Genomic DNA, 21907 nt, shown 5'->3' with positions numbered 1-21907 from the left:
GGATGGGAAGTCCCCCGGCTACGGCGCCTGGACCGGCGCCTCCAGCTGATAGCCGCCATTCTCCAGCAGCTTAAGCTGCGGCAGGCAGGAAAGCAGCCGCCGGGTATAGTCGTGCTGCGGCCGGTCCAGCACATCGTCGCTCCAGCCGTTTTCCACCAGCCGGCCTTTTTCCATGACCATGATGCGATCGGCGACCTGCTCCACCGCGCCCAGGTCGTGGGTGATAAACAGGCAGGCGAAACCGTAGCTGTCCTGCAGGCGGCGCAGCAGCGTCAAAATCTGCTTTTGCACGGTCATATCCAGCGCCGAGGTCGGCTCGTCGGCGACGATAAAAGCCGGTTTGCGGATCACGGCGCGGGCGATGGCCACGCGCTGGCGCTGGCCGCCGGAAAGCTGGTGCGGATAGCGGTCGATGAAAAATTCCGCCAGGCCGACTTCGTTCAATACCTCTTTGACGCGCGCCAGGCGGTGCGCGCGCCCGGTATCATTGAAGACCCGCAGCGGCTCCTCCAGGATCTGGCCGATTTTCATGCGCGGATTGAGGGAGGAATAGGGATCCTGCTGGATGATCTGGCAGGCCAGGCGCCACCGGCGTTTTAACGCCGGGTCCCGGTCGTTGACATCCCGGCCCTCGAACAACAGCGAGCCGGCGCTCACCGGCAACATACCGGCAATCGCCTTGCCGATGGTGGTTTTCCCCGAGCCGCTGGCGCCGACCAGCGCCACCGTTTCGCCCCGGCGCACGTTAAAACTGACGCTGTTCACCGCCCGGGTGACGCGCGCCGGTTGCAACCATGTTTTCTGCCCCGGATAATCGATACTCACGTCGCTCAGCGTCAGTACCGCCGATGCCGACAGTAGCGAGCGGCGGTCGGCGGGCGCTTTTCTGACGGGCATCGCGTCCAGCAGCCGGCGGGTATAGGGATGCCGGGGTTCGGCCAGCAGCCGGCGGCTTTCGCCCTGCTCCACCAGCGCGCCCTGCTCCATCACCATGATGCGCGAGGCGTAGTTGGCCACCATCGACAGATCGTGGCTTATCAGGATTACCGCGCTGCCCTGCTCGGCGGTCAGGGACAGCATCAGGCTCATCACTTCGTGCTGCACCAGCACATCCAGCGCCGTGGTGGGTTCATCGGCGATAATCAGTTTCGGTTCCAGCAGCATCACCGCGGCAATCATCACCCGCTGGCGCATCCCGCCGGAAAATTGGTGGGGAAAGCTGGCCAGCAGCGTTTCGCCGCCGTCCAGCCCGACGCGGCGCAGCATGGCGACGATTTTCTGTTTGCGCTCCTGCGGCGTCAGCGTGGTGTGCAGCGCCAGCCCTTCATCCAGCTGGCGGCCGATGGTCATGGCCGGATTTAGCGAGGTCATCGGTTCCTGGAACACCATGCCGATACCGGCGCCGCGCACCTGGCGCAGTTGCTCGTTATCCAGCGCCAGCAAATCCTGGCCGGCGAACCGCAGCCGATCGGCCCGGCGCGCGATATTGGACGGCAGCAGCCCCATCAGCGCACGCATCGCCAGGGTTTTGCCGCTGCCCGATTCGCCGACCACCGCCAGCACTTCGCGCGGCTGCAGGCAAAAGGAAATGCCGTTCACCACCGTGCGATCCTGCACGCTAATGGTCAGGTTACCGACGTCCAGCAGAGGCTGCGCGGTGTTATTCATTATTGCATCCTCGGGTCAAGATAATCGCGCAGCGCGTCCCCCAGCAGGTTGACGCCCAGCAGCGCAAGGGAAATACAGCACCCCGGCAGCAGGGCCAGGTAGGGCGCCTGGGAAAGATAGGTACGGCTTGCCGCCAGCATATTGCCCCAGGTGGGTTCCGGCGGCGGTACCCCGAGCCCGAGGAATGACAGGGCGCTTTCCGAAATCAGCACCCAGCCCAGCATGGACGTGGCCAGCACCGTCAGCGGCGCGATGCAGTTGGGCAGGATATGATGCAGCAGGATAAATCCTTCGCGATGTCCCATCACCCGGGAGGCGTGGACAAAATCCGTCTCGCGCAGCCCCAGCACCGTTCCGCGCACCACCCGCACCACCGAGGGGGTATAGGCCAGGCCCAGGGCGAGAATAATGCCGTAGCGGTTACTGCCCAGGATGCTCAGCAGGCCGAGTGCCAGCAGGATGCCCGGAAACGCCAGCAGCGTATCGGTCACCATCATGATGACCCGGTCGGTCACGCCGCGCAGATAGCCGCTCAGCAAGCCCAGCACAATCCCCGTCAGCAGCGCGAAGGCCACCGTCAGCACCGAAATGCTGATGCTGGCGCTGGCGCCGAGCATAATGCGGCTCAATACGTCGCGGCCGTATTCGTCGGTGCCGAACCAGTGCGCGGCGCCGGGACTTTGCAGCCGGGCCAGAATATTGATCCGGCTGGGGTCGAACGGCGTCCAGAAGAACCCCACCAGGCTGGCGCAGACGATAATCCCGATCATTAGCCCGCCCAGCAGGGCGTTGGGCGCCAAAAATATTGAGCGTTTCATGATGCGGCCACCCTGGGATCAAACAGCGGATAAAGGGCATCTATCACCAGATTGGTCAGGACATAGATACCGGCGATAAACAGCATGCACCCCTGGATAACCGGATAATCACGGGCATAGATGCCGTCCACCAGCAGCCTGCCGAGGCCCGGCAGGCTAAACACCGTTTCGGTTACCGCCACGCCGCTCAGCAGGTTGCCGAGCGTAAGGCCTATCAGCGTCCAGGTCGGCCCGAAGGCATTGGGAAACACATGGCGCGACAGTACGGTACGCTCGCGCAGCCCCTTGGCGCGGGCGTGGGTGACATAATCCAGGCGCAGCACCTCCAGGGTGCTGGCGCGCATCATGCGCACCAGCGCGCCCACTTCCACCAGCACCAGCGTCAGCACCGGCATCAGCAGATAGAGCACGCCCTGCCAGGCGTTGTCCCGAATCGAGACATACCCCACCACCGGCAGCCAGCCGAGCTTCAGGCCGAAAAACATCAGGATCAGCAGCCCCATCCAAAAACTCGGTATCGACAGCAGAAACGTCGAGAACATCACCAGGCCGACATCAAGACGGGTGTTCTGTTTCCATGCCGCCAGCATGCCGAAAGGCACGGCGACCAGCGCGGCCACGACCACCGCCGCCAGCACCACGCTCATGGTGACGGAAAACCGTTCGAGGATCAGCGGCAGTATCGCCTGTCCGCTCTGGATGGAGTGACCGAAGTCGCCGTGCAGCACCTGGCCGAACCAGATAAAAAACTGCGTCAACAGCGATTGATCCAGGCCCATGTTATGGCGCAAATCCGCCAGGCTGCTCTCGGTCGCCAGATCGCCGAGCATCAGCAGCGCCGGATCGCCGGGCACCAGCCTGGTCAGCAGGAAGACGATCACCGTCACCAGCAGCAGCGTCGGGATCGCCGACGCCACCCGCCTGAAGATAAAACTCAGCATGACGACTCCTTGCCGCTATGACTTAACGGATACGTTCCACAGGCGGGCGGCGGCGGCCAGCCAGGGTTTATAGCCTACGATAACCTTGCGGTGCGCGATAATATCCAGCCCCGGATAGAAAATAATCAGCGGCACCTGTTCGATCATCATGCGGTGCAGCTGGTCGACGATATCCTGCCGCTGTTTGCTGTCGCTGACATAGGCCAGGCTGTCCACCAGTTTGTTGGCCTGGGGATCGTCCCAAACCTTGCGCGGCTGCTTGGCTTTATCGCCGTTGATTTGCTCAAACGCCAGCGCCGGTTCAAAGCGCGCCGAGAAGGTAAAGGTCATCATCTGGTAGCGGCCGGCCTGGTAGCGTTCAAGCTGGGTGGCCCATTCCATGGTGGTGATTTTGGCGTTGATGCCGGCGGCCTGCAGCATCGCCTGCACGATAACCGCCATATCGAAGCTGGGCACGGTGGAGCGTTTATTGGCGATGATTTCAATCGTCTCGCCTTTATATCCGGCTTCCTTCAGCAGCTGTTTGGTACGGGCGGGATCATATTTATAGCCCTGCTTTTCCACTTCTTTATAGTAACCGGAGGCCACGGAAATATTGGAATTGCTCGGCGTGGCCAGCCCCTCGCTGGTGCCCATGGCGATTTGTTCGGTATCCAGCGCCGCGGCGATCGCCTGGCGCAGCTTGAGGTTTTTCAGCAGCGGATCCGCCGTTTGGATAAGCAGCGCGTGGCGCTGGGCGTTGGGCGCCACCGCGATGGCCACATTGGGGTCGGTTTTCAGGTCCGACGCGTCGATGGGGCTGACCTGGGCAACGTCCACCGCACCGGAGCGCAGCCCCGCTTTCACCGTGGCGGCGTCCGGCACGGCCATAAACCGCACTTCGTCCACCAGCGCTTTCTTGCCGCCGACAAAACCATCCGGCGCGCCGGCGCGGGAGCTGTAGCCGTCAAAACGTTTCAGAGAAACGTATTCACCGTGCTTCCAGTTATCGAAGGTAAAAGGACCGGTGGCGATAGGCTTGATCCAGTTGCCCTGCCCGTCCACGGATTTGGGACTGACGACCGCCGCGGCGCCGCAGTCGGTGCGGGCCAGCGTATCGAGAAACAGCGCCACCGGCTGCGCCAGCGTCATCACCACCGTACTGTCGTCCGGCGCGCTTACCGACGTGACGTTGATCTGGCTGCTGCCGTCGAATTCCCGCAGGCAGCGCCACTGGGTTTTCGGATCGGTCCAGTGCTTCCAGCTCCACAGCACATCCTGCGCGCCCAGGGTATCGCCGTTGTGGAATTTGATATTTTTGCGCAGATGGAACACATATTTTTTGCCGCCGTCCTGCACCTCCCAGGTGTCGGCCAGCATCGGCCCGACGGTGCCGTCCTCCCGATAGCCCACCAGCCCTTCCACCACGTGCATCAGCACGTCGTCGGTATTGCCGTCGCGGTTCACGCCCGGCTGGCTGCTGCGGATGTCCTGGTTTAAGGCAAAACGGATGACGCTGTTGTCGGCCGCGCCGGCCCGGGCCGCCATCATTCCCGGCAGGAGCATAACGATACACGCGATTATCTGCTTCATAGTATCCTCAATGGGTCGTTGTTTCGTTCGGACGGCGGCTGTCAGGACAGGGCCAGGGAATATCGGGTAAATTCGCGGTTAATCGCCGGCAGCGGCGCCACCTCCATCGTGCCCGCGGTGGAGTCCATAACGATCATCGCCACGGTGGCCGACAAATCGCTTTGAAAACCGGGACGCGGCGGCCGGCATACCGAATACGGCGCGCCGAAGTCGTCAAAAAAGGCATTTTTCAAATCGTCTGCGCTGAGCTTGGGCTTAGCGCGCAGCAATTGATTCACCCGCCAGGCGCGGTACAGGGTATCGGGCGACGTGCCAATGCCCATTTCGCGGATTTTGCTTTTTGCCGCGTCGCTTTCCCAATGGTTGGCGTGCACCAGGATGCCGTCGGTGGGGTACAGGGTAAAAGACTCATCCGGCGCGCATTCAAAATCAATGGCGAACCCCTCGCGGGTGCTGAGCATCATATTGTTGGAGCAGGACTTGGGCGTGACCGCCACCACCCGCATCGCCAGCGCCATATGCTGCTGCTCCAGCACCTTGCGACGGATCAGGGAAATCGGCACGCCGATCTGGCGGTAGTCGCGCTCGCAGCGCAGATAGTTGGCGGTGATGGCCAGGCCGGCCTGGTTTACGCCGCTGCGCGCCAGGCCGCCGGCCTCCACAAAGGTCAGGTAATCTGGGCCGTCGTCGCGGTGCACTTTCAGTACGATGGAACTGTCGGCGCATTCGGCGCGCCAGTCCCAATTCTGCCCGTGGATCAGCCGTCCGCTGGCGCTGCGCTGCGGCAAAATCACCGCGCCGCTGCAGCCGTCCTTGATAGTATCGTCATGGGCGTCGCGCTGCTCTTTCAGCAACCGGGCCTTGGCGATCACCTCGGTGCGGGCGTTGATCATCACGATGCCTTCCAGCGGTACGCCCGCCCCGGTCGCGATGCCGGTCATTTCCGTCAGGTAGTCGGCATCGAAATCGCGGATGATGGCGCTGAAGGCGGTAATGAGTTCCTCGCGCTGGGCTTGGCTTAATCCTAGCTCGCGCAGCTGATCGCCGTAGAGTCCGACGCTCAGGCGGATGCGATCGCGGGCGATTTCGCCGTATTGCAACCCGCGTTCATGGGCGCTGCCGGATACGGTAACCAGCGGAAAGGGGGTAATCTGCGACATCGTGTCTCCTTAACGGGGGGGTGGCGCGCAACGGTGGCTGCGCAGCACGCGCAGGAAAAAATCCTTTACGGTATCCAGCACTTTCATGCCGTCATGGCCGACATTGGGCACGATGTCCTGGCGCGCGTCGACGCCGTGCCCGAGCAGGCTCTGGTAAAGCGCGGTATTGCGCTCGATGCGGGTCGCGCCGGCGTCGTTACAGCCCGGCATATAATATTTGCCTCCCGGCCGGTGGGTAATTTCCCAGGTTTCCACATCGACCTTGCCCACCACCAGTTGCACCGGCACCTGCCGCAGCGCGGCATAATTCAGCGGTTTGCCGAACATCTGTTCAAAATTGCGCACGCCCACCCACCAGTCCTGGTGTTCATCCAGCAGGGTAACGGAGCCCGGCGCGCCGATGGAGACGCCCAGCAGGCGTTCGGGATGGATATACAGGAAGCGGTGCACAAAATGGCCGCCGCCGGAATACCCGAACAGTAAAAACCGGTCGAACGGCGTGCCGAGGGATGCGGCGACTTCATCCACCATCGACAGCAGTACCCGATCATAGCGGATGCCCTGCTCGATGATGTACTTAAAACCATGGGAGTTGCCGTCTTGCAACGGTCCCACCGGGAACAGCGGCGCCAGGATCACGCAGCGGTTATAGCGGCCGAATTCGGCGAAAGCGTCGCGGTAGGCGGTCATGCTGCGCCCGGTGCCGTGCATGACCACCGCCAGGCAATGTCCGGCGGGATCGGCGTCAAAATCGGGCGGAACGTACATGCAATAGGCAAAACGGGGGTCCTGCCTGCTGGCGAAAATGGTGGTATGGCCGCGCTGATAAAGCGCGCGTCCGCGGGTTTCCGCCAGTTGGGTTTCGTCGAGGGCCATTTTTTTCCTGTTGAAATGACAGGGTGATGAGTGATTTTCATTCAAACATAAAACCAAAATTGGCGCCAATTTAATTGGATAAATATGCGCAAAAACTATCGCCCCCATCACATTTCCCGGTAATATAAAAGTATCCGCTGCGGCAATAACCCAGTAACACGATGATTTACGATAAGAAGCCGCGCGCCGTCCCGCCCATTTCTCCATAGGGTTTTATTATGGCGGCGGTATTTCAGGCGGCGCAAAACGCCTTATAATGCTCTGAATCGACGACCGCCAGGTTAATGAAGGACGCTAAACATGAAGCAAAAAAAGCCCGGCGCATCCGCCAATGTCGCCAACGATATCGCCAAGGATATTAATACCGGCGAATTCACCGCCGGCATGTGGCTGAAACAGGCCGAGCTGGAAGAACGCTATGGCTGCACCCGCGCCGATGTGCGCCGCGCCCTTGACCAACTGGTGATTGAACGGCTGGTGCAGCACGTGCCCAACAAGGGGTACCACGTCTACGCGCCCAATTTGCAGCAGCGCCGGAATATTTCGGCTATCCGCTGTATCCTGGAGTGCGCGGCCGCGCCGGATATTGTCGAGAATATCGGCGAACAGGGCATCGCGCGCCTGACGGACTGCGCGCAGGCGTTCGCCGATGCCACCTGGCACGGCACGTTGCTTGAGCAGTATGAGGCCAATATGGCTTTTCACCGGGCGCTGCTGGCGCCCTGCCTGAACCAGGATATGGTGGAGCTGATTTTCGATCTGCGCAGCCGGGTGCCCTCCGCCCCGCTGGGGCAATGGAGCTCCCATGCCCGGATAGAAAAATCGTCCGGCGAACATTTCGCCATGGTGGCGGCGATCCGCGATCGGGATGCGCCAAAGCTGGCGCGCCTGATTGCGCAACATATCCAGCAGTTGGAATCCAGCGGGGAATAAAGGAAAGCGGCGTCCTCATGTCAGGATTCGGATGATGGCGAGGAAAAAAGACCATCATCCGCTTGAGACGGCGCGGCGCGACAGGGTGCGGCGTCCCTCAGGCCAGCTGCATGGCCAGTTTTATCGCTATCGCCATGCTGTCGGCCTTGGCCTTGCCGGTCCAGGCAATATCAAACGCCGTGCCGTGATCGGCTGAGGTGCGGATGAACGGCAGGCCGGCGGTAATGTTGACACCGTCATAAAACCCTAGTAATTTCAACGGGATATGCCCCTGATCGTGGTACATCGCCACCACCATATCATAATGGCCTTCATAGGTTTGCAGAAAGACGGTATCGGGCGGGCACGCGCCGGTGACGTCCAGCCCTTTGTCGCGCATGGCGGCCACCGCGGGATTAACGACGGTAATTTCCTCGTCGCCGAACAGGCCGTGCTCACCCGCGTGCGGGTTGACGCCGGCTACCGCGATGCGCGGGTGGGGGAAACCGACCCGCCTGAGAAAGGTATCCGCCATTTGAATGACCGTTTCCACCCGCTCGCGGCTCAGCGTGTCGAGAAATTTACGCAGCGCGATATGCGTGGTGACATGAATCACCTTCAGCCGGTCGGTGTACAGTACCATGGCGTAATCCCGGCTCTGCGTCAGCTTGGCCAGCAATTCGGTATGGCCGGGGTAAATATGGCCGGCGGCATGCAGCGCCTCCTTGTTCAGCGGCGCGGTGGCGATGGCGTGGACCTCGCCGGCCAGCGCCAGTCCGGTGGCGTGTTTTACGCAGCGATAGGCCAGGTCGCCCGCCTGCGGCTGCACCTGGCCGGGAACCAATGCCGCGGGCTGTTGCAGCGGCTCATCGATGATATTGATAACCCCGGGCGCAAACCGCGCGTCGGCGGGACGGGCAATGATTTTCAATTCGGCGGGCGGTGTGATCCGCAGCGACAGGATACGGCGCAGGGTGGAAACACAGCCCACCACCACCACCGGCGCACCGGAAAATTCACCTTCAGCCAACGCTTTAATGATAATTTCCGGACCAATGCCCGCCGGATCTCCCATGGTTACCGCAATTGTCTTAGTCACGCGACATCTCCTCAATAAAGCGAATAACTTCTGATAGCGTGGTTTCACCGCCGAAACCGCCCGCTTTGGTCATTACCGGTATGTTTTGCGCCACGCCGCCCAGCAAGCGCCCGTAAGGGACGCAGGCGGCAATCTGTCCCCGGATGTGGAAGCCGGTCGCATCCAGAGCGGAGGCGACCGCGACGGCAACGTCGCCGCCGGTCAGATACAGCCCGCCGATGGGTTGGGCGTCGACCACCCGGCGCGTCAGGCGGCCGAGCGCCAGGCAGATATCCTCGCCCAACCGCTGGCGGCTGATGCCGTGTTGTCGACAGACCGCTTCGATATGCCGTCGCTGATCTTCATCCTGGCAGGTACGAACCACGCAGTGCCTGCCCGCGCGCAATGCCGCGCTCACGTCACCGACCCATTGATCGATCAAGCTCGCCGGGTTTGCGCTGAACAGACGCAGCACATCAATATCCACCAGCCTGACCGCCGCGTTATCCCGCGCGTGGTCGATTTGCCGCCGGGCCGCGGCGCTCATGGAGCCGATAACCGCCAGCAGGGGCGGCGCCGGCGCGAACGGCAGGCTGCGCGCCAACGGGTCAATCAAGCCCGCCGATCCCACCAGCAGCGGCTTGAACGGCAACTGCCGCAGCGCCGCGACGATACGCTGTAAATCGTCGTCCAGCAGGCTGTCGAGCACCACCAGCCGGCAACCCTGTTCCGCCAGGGCGGTAATCCGCATTGCCAGGGAAGCGTCGCGCACCGCCGCTACATCCAGCTCCGCCAGCGGCAGCGCGCTTTGCTCGTTGATCCGTCCGGCTATGGAGGAGGTGGCGACCGGCGTATTGGGATCGCTGGCAAATTCGGTATCGGTTAACCTGCGGCCGTTGACTTCGCAGTGGCCGTTGCGGATGCACCGGCCCATGGCGGGCGCGGCCGCGGCGATAATCGCCAGCGGCGCCTGCGCGCCGTTGAGTGCCGCCTCGATTTCGGCGCCCAGGTTGCCGCGCAGCGTGGAATCGATCTTTTTATACAGCCAGCCGTCCGGCGCGACGGCACGTAATTGCCCTACCGCCCTGCCCACCCTCCGCGCCGCCTCCCCGGCCGGCAGGGCGCGGCTGTCGGTACTGATAACCCAGGCGTCGGCGCAACCGCCGTCGGTGATCGCGTCCGCGCCGCCGAACAGCACATTGACCCGGGCGCCGTGGCGGGTCAGCCCCACGCCCGCATCATTGGCCCCGGTAAAATCGTCGGCGATCACCCCTATCTGCGCGTTGTTTTGCCCGGCCGGCATAGACATTCCTTAGGTTATTATCGGTGGTCACGAGTTATAATGATTATATTTAATCATATTTGATTAACCGTGAGCAAGATCAAATTATCCAAACGGAGACTTAACGCTGATACATGCCACATGGCAGTAGTTTATGACATATTATGATTGAAATCGCGCAATGAGACTAACCGCGGTCAAACAACGCCGGATATCGTTGGCCAACAGCCGCCAACGCGTCGGCCGTGGCAGGTTGCATGCCTTATACGTCTGCCTGACCCGGCGTGGGCGGTACCGGGCCGCAGCTGGCGCGGTTTTCAAACCAGGTTGGCAAGAGAATATGTTCTTTATCATGAGGATGCCGCAGCTGTCCCAGTAACAGCTCCGCGGCACGTTTGCCCAATAAGCCGTTATCGCGCATCACGGTGGCAATCGGCGGCGAGAACAGGCGGCCGATGGCGACATCGTCACAACACACCAGCGACAGATCGCGGCCGAGGACCAGGTTGCGCTGCCCCACCGCTTTCAGCGCACCCTCCAGTAATTGGTTACCGCCCAAAATCACCGCGGTCGGCGGGTGGGACAATGCCAGTAAGCGCGCCATAGCCCGCTCGCCGTGGGCGACCGACAGGATACCTGCCTCTATCATAAAATCAGGCGCCGCCTGGCATGCCTGATAGGCCTCCCGCACGGCGCGGATACGCTCCCGGGTCGGGCGCACATCTCGTCCGACGATCAGGCCGATACGCCGGTGGCCCAACTGCAATAGCGCCCTGGCGGCGGCGCCTACGCCGGTAAAATGATCGGATAATACCGTATTGGCGTTGACATCATCCGGCAACGTACGGTCAATCACCACCATGGGAATGGTGCTTTTACGCAGCACGCTCAGGGTCGCTTCATCATTTTCCAGCGAAGGCAGCAAAATCAGCCCGTCCACCTGGCGTTGTTGCAATACGTCAATATGTTCCGCATCCATTGCCGGCACCCCGCCGGAATTGGTCAGCAGCAGGGAAAACCCCGAGGCCGTCAGGACACTTTCCGCGCCGCTGACGATTGAGGCCAGCAATGGATTGGTGATATCCGAACAGACAAAACCGATAGATTTGGTTGAACGGCGACGCAGGCTTTGCGCCAGGACATTGGGGGTATAACGTAACTTCTCCGCCGCAGCCAGTACCCTTTCCGTCATTTCTTTACTGACGCCCGGTTGCCCTGACAGCACGCGGGAAACGGAGGCGATCCCCACGCCGGCCAGTTCAGCAACTTGACGGATTCCGGCCCGTTCATTGACCGGTGTCTCATTTTTTGAACTCATATACATCCTCGCGCCAAAGAAACTTGACAGTCTGTGTCAACCGCTTTTTAATCACTGGAAACGTTTCCGGAAACGTTTCCAAGCATCATATAACAACATATCGCCGATTATTTTAGGGTTATTACCACCGCCTCGCACGCTGGATGCGAAGGTAAGCATAACTCGTATGTGGTTTTTTATTCCAACGTTGGCCAAACCTGTACACCTACCTATAAGGGGCTCGTCGTGGAACAAGCAATCGCGCAAACGCCGGCAACCCGGCAAGTCATCCGTAATACCATTCTCAGCGCCATCATCGGCACGACGGTTGAATGGTATGATTATTATCTGTATGCCACCGCTGCGGCAACGTTATTCAATACCTTATTTTTCCCGTCTTTCGACCACTTGACCGGTACTATTCTGGCTTTTGCCAGCTTTAGCATCGGCTTTTTCGTCCGCCCGTTCGGCAGCGTGCTGTTTGGCTATCTCGGCGATCGCATCGGCCGTAAAAAAGTGCTGGTGATCACCTTACTCTTAATGGGAAGTTCAACCACCCTGATGGGGCTGTTGCCGACCTATGCCCAGGCGGGTATAGCGGCGCCTATCCTGCTGACCCTGCTTCGCGCCCTGCAGGGGCTTGGCTCAGGCGCTGAATATGCCGGCGCGGTATTGATCGTTGTTGAAAATGCGCCGGCTGAACGGCGCGGTCTTTATGGCGCGATGCCTTATATGGGAGTGGCCCTGGGCCTGTTGTTATCGCTGGCCACCTTCAACTTCTCTTCGCATTTATCTAAAGAAGCATTTGAGGTATGGGGATGGCGCATACCGTTTTTATTAAGCACCGTGGTCATTGCGTTTGGCGTTATTATACGCATGAAGTTAAAAGAGTCGCCCATCTTTGAAGAATTAAAACGCAAGAACGCCGTTATCAAAAACCCGGTGCGTGAAGTATTCAAAACGTCGAAACGCCAGCTGTTTTGCGCCTGGGGCGCTCGGTTAGGCGATAATTCCCTGGCGTATATCTACGAATCATTTGTCATTGTGTATGTCACCCAGCAATTACATATCGCCAGGGACGAAATTGTCACCGCGCTAATGTTCAGCACCGCCTTGCAATTCATTACCGTGCCCTTATTTGGCTGGGTCTCCGATAAAGTGGGGCGTAAGCCCGTTTACATGGGGGGCGCGATTCTTTCCGGCCTGGCGATTATTCCTTTTTTCCATCTGCTGCAAACCCGGGAGCTGGTATGGATTTACGCCGGCCTGTTTCTGGTCTCTTCCATTGCCAAGACCATGATGACCTCGGCGCAAAGTCCATGGCTGGCGGAGATGTTCCCTTCACGGGTGCGCTATACCGGTTTTTCGCTGGCGAGGGAAGTCACCTCGCCCATTTCCGGAGGGATAGCCCCCATCATCGCCCTCAGTTTATTAGCCGTGGGCGACGGGGATCCCAAACTGGTTTGCGCCTACGTCATCGTGCTGTCGGTCCTGACGGCCGTATCGGTATTTCTCGGGCCGGAAACCCGTGGTCGTGATTTACGTGATGTCGAGGCCGAAGGCGGCAAGCAGGCGCACGAGCACGGCGCCTATTCGTCACATCCAAACCGGTAAAAAAATTTCGCGATATAAACAGTCAGTGAGGAGCCTATGAAAATAACCCGAGTTGAGCCATTGCATATTGGTCAGTTCATGTTTGCCCGCGTGGAAACCGACAGCGGATTGGTTGGCTATGGCGAATCCGGTGCCTGGGGCCATATTGAGGCCTCGGGCGCCGCTATCCAGCGTTTCGCTGAATATCTGGAGGGAAGATCAGCGTTTGATATCGAACACCACTGGAATGTAATGCATCGGTTCAGCTATTTCCAGGGACTGGCCATCAATGCGGCCATTTCGGCGATAGATATCGCGCTTTGGGATATTAAAGGCCAGGCCCTGAATGTGCCGATTTATCAATTATTGGGAGGACCGGTGCGCAAAAAAGCGCGGATATATGGCCATATCTATGAACAGACCATTGAGAAAATACTGGAAGAATGCCAGGCTAAAATGGATGCGGGATTTACGGCATTCGGTCATCTCAATCCTTTCCTGGATGAAGGTAATGACAAGGTTTATTTTAAAACCCATATCCGCAAAATGCGTGATGCCATCAATAACGTCAGGCGTATGCGGGAAGTGGTCGGCGATCGGGTCGATTTGTTGATTGAGTTGCACCGGCGCCTGACGCCGCCGGAAGCGGTGACCTTTACCCGCGGCATAGAAGAATATCATCCTATGTTTGTGGAAGACCCCATCCGGCCGGAAAATGCCGATGCCATGGCGCGGGTGGCGGATAAAATCCATGTTCCCATCGCCACCGGGGAGCGCTTTTCCACCCTCTATGAATTCCAGGCCCTGCTGAGCCGCAACGCGATGGAGTTCGCCCGCGTGGATTTGTGCCTGTGCGGTGGAATTACCGGCGGCAAAAAAGTCGCGGCGATGGCCGAAGCGCATCATGTCCAGGTGGTTCCCCATAATCCGCTCTCACCCATCGGCCTGGCCGCCTGTCTGCACTTGGCGGCCGCTATTCCTAATTTCGCCATTCAGGAATATGCCACCGGCTTTGAAGCGGGCATTTTCGCATCCCGCCCCGAGCATTTGGGGAGCAATATCGTGGATAAAGTTCCCCTGCCGCTGGACGGTTTTGTGGATATTCCCGACGGGCCAGGCCTGGGAATGAAATTACTGCCCGACGCGCAGCGTATCCGTCCGCCGTTAAGCAAACCCATTTCCATGCGCCCGCACCTGGATGGTTTTATTGTCGATCAATAACGGCCTGAAGGCGGAAGCGGCACCGCGTGCGTGGCTCGGCGCGTGGCGCACTACGCCGGCGGCCCTTAGCGGATATCCCGATATTCGGAGGTGGCGGGCTTATTGCGGATGGCCTCGGACATAAAGTTCAGGACGTAGCGTAGCGCCGTGGTGGCGAAGCCTTCCTCTTTCAGGCGGCGTGCCGACGTTTCCATCACCATATCCAGGTCAAACTGTACCCGCCCCTCGCCCGCCAGCCGACGGGCGATATTGGTATCTTCGCCATAAAACGCGATAGACGTATCAAAGCCGCCGATACGCAGCAAGGCCCGTTTACTGGCGGCGAAATTACCGCCCACCGCCATATAGCCGGTGCACCAGTAAGTGGGTTTCGCCAGCGCCAGCCAGTAGAATTTCACCAGGACGCTTTTTATTCCCGGCAGGTCGAAATAACGGTATGGGCCGCTGATACAGACCAGATCGCCGCGCTGCGCATAGGCATGCAGCACTTTATCCAGCCAGCCGGACGGCATACGCGTGTCGGCGTCGATAAAGGCCAGAATATCGCCGCAGGCCGATTCCAGCCCTTTCTGGCGGGCGCGGGTGAGGCCTTTTATCGGTTCGTATACGACGCGAACCCCACTGAAGCCGGCGGCGATGTCCGACGTCCGGTCGGTACTGGCGTTATTAACGACAATAATTTCGTACTCACCGGGATGTGCGTGCGCCGTCAGCTCCCGCAGGGCGTATTGCAGGCAGGTCGCAAGATACAACTCTTCGTTATACGCTGGGATTATTAAACTGAGTTTCATCATTACGCTCCTGAGATACGCGACATGCCCTCGGGTACTGCCAGACCGATCCGGGCATAAATCTCTTCCCAGCGGCTTGTCACGGTAGTGATGGAAAAATGCCTGGTTTGCCGCGCGGCATGCTCGCCCATTTTCTGGCGCAGCGCTTTCGCGCGCAGCAAGTGGGTCAGCCTGCGGGCAAAATCCTCAGGGTCCCCCGGCTGCGCCAGGAACCCCGATTGCGCGTCGATATATTCCGGCAGCGCGCGCCAGCGCGCCCCGACCACGGGCAGGCCCGCGCTCATTGCCTGGATCAATACCATGCTTTGTGTTTCAGACGTGCTGGCGATGGCAAAGATGTCCGCCGCGTGAAACACATCCGCCAGCGTGGCTTTATCCAGCGTGCCGGTAAACCTGACGCGATCGCCGACCCCCAGCGCCCGCGCCAGGTGCTCCAGGCGATGGCGGGCGGAGCCGTGCCCCGCCAATACCAGCAGCGCATCGGGCACCTCCGCGGCGATAAGCGCCAGGGCGCGAATCAGCACATCGATTTTTTTTTCGTCCGCCAGACGGCCGGCATAGACAATGGTTGCGTCGCTGAAACCGTGCGCCCGTTTAAGCATGGCGCGGCGTTCGTCCGGGACCGGATGGAACTGGGCGGGATCCACCGGATTGGACAGCACGCAGTGGGGACTGCGCAGGCCAAACGCGCGCATTTCGTCAATCACGGAATGGGAAGGACCGGTCACTAATGCGCAGTGGTTGTAATAGCGGTTGACCGCCCGCAGGCTGACGTTGCGGAAAAATTGCGCCGAAAACGGCGTATAGCCGGCAAACTCCCCGATGGCCCAGTGATTGGTGCCTATCAGCGGAATATCCAGTTGGCGCGCGGCGCTCAGCGCTTCCAGACCGGCGCCGAGAAAAGTATGGGTATGGATAATATCCGGCGCGAAAGACAACAACTGGCGCCAGCGCCGCCCGGTTGGCACCACCAGGCGGGATTGCCCGGTCGAACTGGGCACCGGCAGCGAAAACAGCCGGCGGATGGAAACATTTTTCCCCGCGTCGACTTCCCGTGCGGGTACGCCGGCCACGGCAAAGTCATGTCCGGTGGCGCGTGGCGCAAGAATCACCACCTGATGACCGCGTTTGCCCAATTCCCGGCATCCGGACAATACCGAATCCTGGATACCGCCCAGCTCCGGATAAAAACTGTCGGTAAATACAGCAATACGCATGGAATTACCCCCCTGGCAGCTCAACTCCGTTATTCCGGCGCCGGTAGACGACCACCGCGATGGCGAGCGACACCAGCAACGCACAGGAAAACAGCCACAGCCATACATTGATACGCGCCCATGCGGCGCCGGCAAACCAGCCCAGCAAGAGCAATAAGCCGGACTTGGGCAGCGTCGCCAGGAGATTGAAACCAAGAAACAGCCCGAGCGGAATTTTTGCCGCGCCGGCGCTTAACAACACCACGAACCCCGCCGCATGCGTCAGCTTCGCCGTGACCAGCACGCGCCCGGGATGGCGGCGAAACCGCGCCATCAGCGGCTCCAGCTGCCGGCCGCCCTGGAGGTCGAAACGGCGCCGCAGCAACAACGTGGTGATGCGCCCACTCCGGCCCAGCCCATAGAGAATAACGTCCCCGGTCAGGTCGCCCGCCACGCTGACGGCATAAACGCCGCTAATATGCAGCAGTCCCTGGGATGCCAGGATCGCGCCAAAGACTGTCGCCATCGGGCCTTCCACCAGAACGGCGATAAACAGGGCGGCGTATCCGTAGTTGGCAATGGCGGTCGATATCCATTGCGGCATAGTCCCTCCCGGCATCATTGTTGTTCGCCATTTACCAATACGCTATTTCGCGCCGATATTCTGCGGTAGAAACCATACTATAGAGTTGTTACTGGCATATTACCAAGCTTTGACGAATAAAAATCGGCGGTGCTTTTTTTCTGGCGATGTATGATGATTAAAGATTAAGACCGGTATTTTAATAGCCGGCTTAATCTTTTAATTAAGTAATGTATTAATGCACCGCGATGATTTCTAAAACGCCATTTATTATAAACTGCACCCCTACGCATACCAGCAGAAAACCCATTAATCGGGATATGGCATCGATACCGCTTTTGCCAATCAGGCGCATAATAACGCCGGAGCCGTTCAGGCAAATCCAAAGGATAAAAGAGATGGTGGCAAAGGTCAGCGCTGGACTGACCAGCAATACCCAGCTTTCAAACCCCAGAGAATTATCTTTTAACGTGGAAACCGAACTGATGATCATGGCGATGGTGCCGGGCCCGGCGCTGCCCGGCATGGCCAATGGCACAAAGGCAATGCTTTCCGAACCCTCGTTCAGCATCTCTTGATGTTTGGCATCCACGATAGAGGATTTTTCATGGCGGGGATGGGGAAAAAGCATGCGAAAACCGATAAACGCGACAATCAGCCCGCCGGCAATCCTGAGTCCCGGGATGGAAATGCCAAAGGTGTTCATCACCAGCTGGCCGGCATAAAAAGCGACGATCATGATGAAAAAGACGTACACCGAGGCCAGAAACGCCTGATGTTTGACTTCTTTATAGCTCATGTTGCCGGAAAGGCTTAATAACAGCGCAACCGATGTTAACGGATTCACCAGCGGCAACAGCAATACCAAACCCAAGGTTACCGCTTGCAACAATTGGGAAAGTCCTAACATGGGGCGTACCTCAAACAATCACAGGAACAGACGGCGCATAGCTTAGCATGAAAAAATTACCCTGGCATGGCGCGGCAGGGACAATATTGGCTGACTGCTGTTATAAGCATCTCCTGTAAATAGGTTATATCTTAACGAATGTTAACGGTGGCGAAATAGTGATTCCCGTCCGGAACAGGGTAATGATAAATTTAATTTAAGCGCCGGCGTGGCGCGAATAAGTAAAAATACCGGCGGGCAATGATCCATGCCGCCATGACCGCCGCGCCGCTAATGCGGCGCGCAGGCGCCGGTACGGTCAGCGCCAGCCCAGGCCGGGCGCGACATGGTGCAATATCGCCTCGATCACGTGCGCGTTATAGTCGACGCCTAACTGGTTCGGTACGGTTAGCAGCAGCGTGTCGGCCTCGGCAATCGCTTCATCCTGCGCCAGTTCCTTTATCAGCACATCCGGTTCGGCGGCGTAGCTGCGGCCGAAGATGGCGCGGGTCTTTTCGTCGAGGAAACCGATCTGGTCGCCGTCGCGGCTGCTGTTGCCGAAATAGGCGCGATCGCGCTCGTCCATCAGGGCGAAGATGCTGCGGCTCACCGATACCCGGGGCGCGCGCGTATGCCCGGCTTCCTGCCATGCCGCGCGGTAGGCGCGGATCTGCGCGGCCTGCTGCACATGGAACGGCTCGCCGGTCTCGTCATCCTTTAGCGTGGAGCTTTGCAGGTTCATCCCAAGCTTTGCCGCCCAGACCGCGGTGGCATTTGAGCCGGCCCCCCACCAGATACGCTCGCGCAGGCCGGCGGAGTAAGGTTCGAGACGCAGCAGTCCCGGCGGGTTGGGAAACATCGGCTGCGGATTGGGCTGGGCGAATCCTTCTCCGCGCAGCACCTCAAGCAGGGTTTCGGTATGGCGCCGGGCCATATCGGCATCCGTCTCGCCTTCGGCGGGCCGGTAGCCGAAGTGGCGCCAGCCCTCGATGACCTGCTCGGGCGAACCCCGGCTGATGCCGAGCTGCAGGCGCCCGCCGGCGATAAGGTCGGCCGCGCCGGCGTCCTCGGCCATATAATGAGGGTTTTCATAACGCATATCGATAACGCCGGTGCCGATCTCGATACGGCGGGTCCTGGCGCCGACCGCGGCCAGCAGCGGGAACGGAGAGCTGAGCTGGCGGGCGAAGTGGTGCACGCGGAAATAGGCGCCGTCCGCGCCCAGTTCCTCGGCGGCGACGGCCAGCTCGATGGATTGCAGCAGCGCATCGGCGGCGGAGCGGGTCCCCGACTGCGGGGAAGGCGTCCAGTGGCCAAACGACAAAAATCCAATCTTCTTCATGGCGTATTGTCCTTCTCTTCAGAGTGGCTGGCCGGCATGGTCACCATAAACCTTAGCAATGAGGTTAAATAAATACACAATACTGCTAAGAATTACAACGCCGGCCGTTCAGGCCATCCTGAGAAAAGCGCGCCCCGCGACTCCTGGCGGCGCGCGGAGGTTTCCGCCAGTTATACCGGCAGGCGCCGGCGCAGCGCAAAGCCATACATGACGGCCGAAACGAGCGCCATGGCGCCGGCCACCACCAGCGCGGGGACAAAACCGCCGAACTTGTCGACCACCACGCCGGTGACGATGGGCGAACAGGCGCCGCCGAGGAAGCCGCCGAAATTCTGGATACTGCCCACCGAGGCGACCAGGCGTCTGGAGGTGACGGCTTCGGCGGCCAAAGTCCAGTAGTTGCCGGAGGAAAGGCTGTAGGTAAACATGCCGAGCGTCAGCAGCGCCACCGCCAGCGCCGGCCCGTTGGACGCGGCGGTGACAAACATCGCCAGCGCGGTCATTACCGCGGCCCCGGCGATGGTGCAGCGGCGGGCCTTGAACGGATCCACGCCGCGGCTCACCAGTCGATCGGAGAATCGGCCGCCGATCAGCACCGCCACGCCGCCGGCAATATAAGGCAGCGCCGAGAGCAGGCCCGCGCGGTTAAGGGTAAAGCCCTGCGCCTGCTGGAGGTAGGTCGGCAGCCAGGTGATGTAGAACCAGAAGACGTATTGCAGGCAAAAGCCGCCGATCACCATGTACCAGGTGGTGGCGTAGGTGAACAGGCCGCTCCATTCGCGCAGCGAAACCCGGCCCCGGCCGGCAAGCGCGGCGTCGCGGCGCTGCTGCTGGCCGGCGCTGATATAGCGCAGCTCGTCCCGGTGCAGCCGGGGATGCCGCTCCGGTTCGCGGTAGATAACCAGCCAGCCGATGAGGGCGATAAAACCCAGCATCCCCATGATGATAAACATTACCGGCCAGCCGAATTGCGCCATCAGCAGTGTCGAAATGGGCGGCGCCAGCGCCAGCCCCACTTGGGTGGCCGCAATATACGCGCTGGTGGCCGCCGCTTTTTCCCGTTCGGGAAACCAGGTATCGGCCGCTTTCAGCGCGGCGGGGAATAACGGCGCCTCGCTGATGCCCAGCGCGACGCGCAGGCCGATAAACGCGCCGACGCCGCGGGCAAAGCCGGTAAGGATGGCGACAATCGACCACAGCCCCGCCGCCAGCGCGAGCAACAGCCTGACGCCAAAACGGTCCACCGCCCAGCCGGCGGGCAAATTCATGATGGCGTAAGGCCAGACAAAGGCCGAGAGGATCACCCCCATCATGGCGTTGCTGATATGCAAATCCCGCATAATCTGCGGCGCCGCCACGGAGAGATTGCCGCGATCCAGATAATTGGTAATAGTGAGTAGTGCAATGATGCCAATAATGAGCCATCGCAGATTATGGTGTTTAGGCCTGGTCAGGTTCAGGTATGCCGGCGCGGTATTTTCATGCGCATCGGCCGCGAATGCAGAGTGATAAGATTTCATCGCCGTTCGCCTCCATCGCGCCGGGTACGGGGGCGCTGGGCTATGATTATGGGCCTGCGTCCCAGCGTGGACGCAGGCCGGAGTGGCTTTACCCCATCAGGTGATCAAAAGCCTGTTTGATCTGGCGTTTCAGCGCTTCGCTGACCGGCTGCATCGGCGGACGCGGCTGGAACAGCGGCACCCCTTGCAGCGACTGGATATATTTTACGCAGGCGGGCAAATTATCGTGGGGCAGCGTATTCCACAGCCCGGCCAGGCCGAAATGCAGGGCGCGCGCGGTGGCGTGATCGTTGTTTTCCACGGCGGTAAACAGGTCATGCACCACTGAGGGCACCGCGCTGGTCAGCGCCGAAATCGCGCCCTGGCAGCCCAGGGCAAAAGCGGGGTACAGCAGCGCATCCACGCCGCTGAGGATAATTTTATCCGGGCAGCTGAGCAGCAGATCGGACACGGCTTTCAGGTCGCCGGAGCTTTGCTTCATGCCCACCACGCCGGGCACTTCATCCATAATGCGGCCCATCAGCTCCAGGCTGAGGTAGTTCCAGGGGATAACGTTATAGATAAGGATAGGAACGCCGGTGGCATCGTAGATTTCACGAAAATGCCGCACCGTGGCCTCGGCATCCGGCTTGAACAGATAGTGCACCGGCGTGACCTGCAGCGCATCGAGTTTCATGCCGGCCAGCATTTTGACGCGGGCAATCGCCTGGCGGGTGCTGTTAACGATAAGTCCCGCGACGAAGGGCACGCGGCCGTTATTGGCTTCATATGCCTCGGTCATCGCCTGTTTAAATTCACTGTCGGAGAGCGTATGGCCTTCGCCGGTGCTGCCGCCGACCACAATCGCGCCGGCGCCGCTGTTGATAATAAAATCAATCTGCGGTTTCAGCCCGCCGGTCACCAGTTCACCCCGGGCATCGAACGGCATGGCGATAGGCGGCAGCACCCCGCGCAGTTTAGCCTTTAGATCAGCATGGTTATTCTGACTCATTTTACACTCCTGTTATGGGGATGTTGCGAATACGATATACATCTATTAATGTGAGATAATTTTTCTTTGATCAATACTAAATCCATCAATATGGGATTTAAATCACATTTAATAGCAATAAAATCCAAATAAAATAACCACTATTATAAAATAATTACATTCAACTTTATGATTAAT

General features: G+C 59.7%; 19 protein-coding genes. 3 read left to right on the top strand and 16 right to left on the bottom strand.

Annotated features, from left to right (window positions below):
- Nucleotides 1-18 precede the first annotated feature (18 nt).
- The 6 genes from ACL2XF_RS05830 to ACL2XF_RS05805 are packed head-to-tail and all read right to left on the bottom strand — an operon-like array spanning nucleotide 19 to nucleotide 7035.
- A complete protein-coding gene (locus ACL2XF_RS05830; protein WP_410014763.1) occupies nucleotides 19-1668 on the bottom strand; it encodes a dipeptide ABC transporter ATP-binding protein in 1650 nt (549 codons plus the stop codon).
- A complete protein-coding gene (locus ACL2XF_RS05825; protein ID WP_410014762.1) occupies nucleotides 1668-2486 on the bottom strand; it encodes an ABC transporter permease in 819 nt (272 codons plus the stop codon). Before ACL2XF_RS05825 ends, ACL2XF_RS05830 begins: the two co-directional genes overlap by 1 nt.
- Nucleotides 2483-3427 carry an ABC transporter permease gene (locus tag ACL2XF_RS05820; protein WP_410014761.1) on the bottom strand — a complete coding sequence of 315 codons (945 nt, stop codon included), beginning with the start codon at nucleotides 3425-3427 and terminating at the stop codon, nucleotides 2483-2485. The genes ACL2XF_RS05825 and ACL2XF_RS05820 overlap by 4 nt, the downstream gene beginning before the upstream one ends.
- 15 nt (nucleotides 3428-3442) lie before the next feature.
- Nucleotides 3443-4999 (bottom strand): ABC transporter substrate-binding protein, encoded by a 1557-nt coding sequence (locus tag ACL2XF_RS05815; protein WP_410014760.1) that lies wholly within the window; start codon nucleotides 4997-4999, stop codon nucleotides 3443-3445.
- Between the two features lie 41 nt (nucleotides 5000-5040).
- Nucleotides 5041-6159, bottom strand: a complete 1119-nt coding sequence (locus ACL2XF_RS05810; protein WP_410014759.1) for a C45 family autoproteolytic acyltransferase/hydolase — start codon at nucleotides 6157-6159, stop codon at nucleotides 5041-5043.
- A 9-nt stretch (nucleotides 6160-6168) separates the two neighbouring features.
- A complete protein-coding gene (locus ACL2XF_RS05805; protein WP_410014758.1) occupies nucleotides 6169-7035 on the bottom strand; it encodes an alpha/beta hydrolase in 867 nt (288 codons plus the stop codon).
- A 300-nt stretch (nucleotides 7036-7335) separates the two neighbouring features.
- On the opposite strand from ACL2XF_RS05805, the gene ACL2XF_RS05800 reads away from it, so the two are divergent.
- Nucleotides 7336-7968, top strand: coding sequence for a GntR family transcriptional regulator (locus ACL2XF_RS05800; protein ID WP_410014757.1), 633 nt, complete (start codon nucleotides 7336-7338; stop codon nucleotides 7966-7968).
- A gap of 97 nt (nucleotides 7969-8065) precedes the next feature.
- Here ACL2XF_RS05800 and ACL2XF_RS05795 read toward each other — a convergent pair whose 3' ends face one another.
- From ACL2XF_RS05795 to ACL2XF_RS05785, 3 genes are all read right to left on the bottom strand, one after another.
- The gene (locus tag ACL2XF_RS05795; RefSeq protein ID WP_410014756.1) at nucleotides 8066-9046 is read right to left on the bottom strand and encodes a D-threonate 4-phosphate dehydrogenase; all 981 of its coding nucleotides are present in this window, start codon (nucleotides 9044-9046) and stop codon (nucleotides 8066-8068) included.
- The gene (gene dtnK / locus ACL2XF_RS05790) at nucleotides 9039-10328 is read right to left on the bottom strand and encodes a D-threonate kinase (protein ID WP_410014755.1); all 1290 of its coding nucleotides are present in this window, start codon (nucleotides 10326-10328) and stop codon (nucleotides 9039-9041) included. Before dtnK ends, ACL2XF_RS05795 begins: the two co-directional genes overlap by 8 nt.
- A 241-nt stretch (nucleotides 10329-10569) precedes the next feature.
- Complete coding sequence (locus ACL2XF_RS05785; RefSeq protein WP_410014754.1) at nucleotides 10570-11625, bottom strand: LacI family DNA-binding transcriptional regulator; 1056 nt, start codon at nucleotides 11623-11625, stop codon at nucleotides 10570-10572.
- A 225-nt stretch (nucleotides 11626-11850) separates the two neighbouring features.
- Here ACL2XF_RS05785 and ACL2XF_RS05780 point away from each other — a divergent pair, with 225 nt between their 5' ends.
- Both ACL2XF_RS05780 and ACL2XF_RS05775 read left to right on the top strand, forming a co-directional pair.
- Nucleotides 11851-13218, top strand: a complete 1368-nt coding sequence (locus tag ACL2XF_RS05780) for an MFS transporter (protein ID WP_410014753.1) — start codon at nucleotides 11851-11853, stop codon at nucleotides 13216-13218.
- 36 nt (nucleotides 13219-13254) lie between these two features.
- Nucleotides 13255-14418 carry a mandelate racemase/muconate lactonizing enzyme family protein gene (locus ACL2XF_RS05775; RefSeq protein ID WP_413728214.1) on the top strand — a complete coding sequence of 388 codons (1164 nt, stop codon included), beginning with the start codon at nucleotides 13255-13257 and terminating at the stop codon, nucleotides 14416-14418.
- A gap of 65 nt (nucleotides 14419-14483) precedes the next feature.
- Here the strand turns inward: ACL2XF_RS05775 and ACL2XF_RS05770 are convergent, their stop codons facing one another.
- From ACL2XF_RS05770 to ACL2XF_RS05740, 7 genes are all read right to left on the bottom strand, one after another.
- Nucleotides 14484-15212 carry a glycosyltransferase family 2 protein gene (locus tag ACL2XF_RS05770; RefSeq protein WP_410014751.1) on the bottom strand — a complete coding sequence of 243 codons (729 nt, stop codon included), beginning with the start codon at nucleotides 15210-15212 and terminating at the stop codon, nucleotides 14484-14486.
- Nucleotides 15212-16426 (bottom strand): glycosyltransferase, encoded by a 1215-nt coding sequence (locus ACL2XF_RS05765; RefSeq protein WP_413728213.1) that lies wholly within the window; start codon nucleotides 16424-16426, stop codon nucleotides 15212-15214. Before ACL2XF_RS05765 ends, ACL2XF_RS05770 begins: the two co-directional genes overlap by 1 nt.
- 4 nt (nucleotides 16427-16430) lie before the next feature.
- On the bottom strand, nucleotides 16431-17009 hold the full coding sequence (locus tag ACL2XF_RS05760; protein ID WP_410014749.1) for a DedA family protein: 579 nt from the start codon (nucleotides 17007-17009) through the stop codon (nucleotides 16431-16433).
- A gap of 214 nt (nucleotides 17010-17223) precedes the next feature.
- Nucleotides 17224-17898, bottom strand: a complete 675-nt coding sequence (locus ACL2XF_RS05755; protein WP_410014748.1) for a MarC family NAAT transporter — start codon at nucleotides 17896-17898, stop codon at nucleotides 17224-17226.
- 298 nt (nucleotides 17899-18196) lie between these two features.
- Nucleotides 18197-19219 carry an LLM class flavin-dependent oxidoreductase gene (locus tag ACL2XF_RS05750; RefSeq protein ID WP_410014747.1) on the bottom strand — a complete coding sequence of 341 codons (1023 nt, stop codon included), beginning with the start codon at nucleotides 19217-19219 and terminating at the stop codon, nucleotides 18197-18199.
- Between the two features lie 170 nt (nucleotides 19220-19389).
- Nucleotides 19390-20739: an MFS transporter gene (locus tag ACL2XF_RS05745; RefSeq protein WP_413723003.1), complete on the bottom strand. Its 1350-nt coding sequence runs from the start codon at nucleotides 20737-20739 to the stop codon at nucleotides 19390-19392.
- A gap of 88 nt (nucleotides 20740-20827) precedes the next feature.
- Nucleotides 20828-21730 carry a dihydrodipicolinate synthase family protein gene (locus ACL2XF_RS05740; protein WP_413728212.1) on the bottom strand — a complete coding sequence of 301 codons (903 nt, stop codon included), beginning with the start codon at nucleotides 21728-21730 and terminating at the stop codon, nucleotides 20828-20830.
- Nucleotides 21731-21907 lie beyond the last annotated feature (177 nt).

The organism is Sodalis sp. RH19 (assembly GCF_047324215.1).
Taxonomy (GTDB): Bacteria; Pseudomonadota; Gammaproteobacteria; order Enterobacterales; family Enterobacteriaceae; genus Acerihabitans.
The sequence above is the reverse complement of the archived record's forward strand: the minus strand, read 5'-3'. Positions and strand labels throughout refer to the sequence as shown.

Bases quoted from the DNA above. Each gene is read 5' to 3' on its own strand.
- ACL2XF_RS05760 (WP_410014749.1), bottom strand. From the start codon at position 17,009: ATGCCGCAATGGATATCGACCGCCATTGCCAACTACGGATACGCCGCC.
- ACL2XF_RS05830 (WP_410014763.1), bottom strand. From the start codon at position 1,668: ATGAATAACACCGCGCAGCCTCTGCTGGACGTCGGTAACCTGACCATT.
- ACL2XF_RS05755 (WP_410014748.1), bottom strand. From the start codon at position 17,898: ATGTTAGGACTTTCCCAATTGTTGCAAGCGGTAACCTTGGGTTTGGTA.
- dtnK (WP_410014755.1), bottom strand. From the start codon at position 10,328: ATGCCGGCCGGGCAAAACAACGCGCAGATAGGGGTGATCGCCGACGAT.
- ACL2XF_RS05750 (WP_410014747.1), bottom strand. From the start codon at position 19,219: ATGAAGAAGATTGGATTTTTGTCGTTTGGCCACTGGACGCCTTCCCCG.
- ACL2XF_RS05800 (WP_410014757.1), top strand. From the start codon at position 7,336: ATGAAGCAAAAAAAGCCCGGCGCATCCGCCAATGTCGCCAACGATATC.
- ACL2XF_RS05820 (WP_410014761.1), bottom strand. From the start codon at position 3,427: ATGCTGAGTTTTATCTTCAGGCGGGTGGCGTCGGCGATCCCGACGCTG.
- ACL2XF_RS05815 (WP_410014760.1), bottom strand. From the start codon at position 4,999: ATGAAGCAGATAATCGCGTGTATCGTTATGCTCCTGCCGGGAATGATG.
- ACL2XF_RS05740 (WP_413728212.1), bottom strand. From the start codon at position 21,730: ATGAGTCAGAATAACCATGCTGATCTAAAGGCTAAACTGCGCGGGGTG.
- ACL2XF_RS05775 (WP_413728214.1), top strand. From the start codon at position 13,255: ATGAAAATAACCCGAGTTGAGCCATTGCATATTGGTCAGTTCATGTTT.
- ACL2XF_RS05810 (WP_410014759.1), bottom strand. From the start codon at position 6,159: ATGTCGCAGATTACCCCCTTTCCGCTGGTTACCGTATCCGGCAGCGCC.
- ACL2XF_RS05805 (WP_410014758.1), bottom strand. From the start codon at position 7,035: ATGGCCCTCGACGAAACCCAACTGGCGGAAACCCGCGGACGCGCGCTT.
- ACL2XF_RS05765 (WP_413728213.1), bottom strand. From the start codon at position 16,426: ATGCGTATTGCTGTATTTACCGACAGTTTTTATCCGGAGCTGGGCGGT.
- ACL2XF_RS05785 (WP_410014754.1), bottom strand. From the start codon at position 11,625: ATGAGTTCAAAAAATGAGACACCGGTCAATGAACGGGCCGGAATCCGT.
- ACL2XF_RS05745 (WP_413723003.1), bottom strand. From the start codon at position 20,739: ATGAAATCTTATCACTCTGCATTCGCGGCCGATGCGCATGAAAATACC.
- ACL2XF_RS05825 (WP_410014762.1), bottom strand. From the start codon at position 2,486: ATGAAACGCTCAATATTTTTGGCGCCCAACGCCCTGCTGGGCGGGCTA.
- ACL2XF_RS05770 (WP_410014751.1), bottom strand. From the start codon at position 15,212: ATGATGAAACTCAGTTTAATAATCCCAGCGTATAACGAAGAGTTGTAT.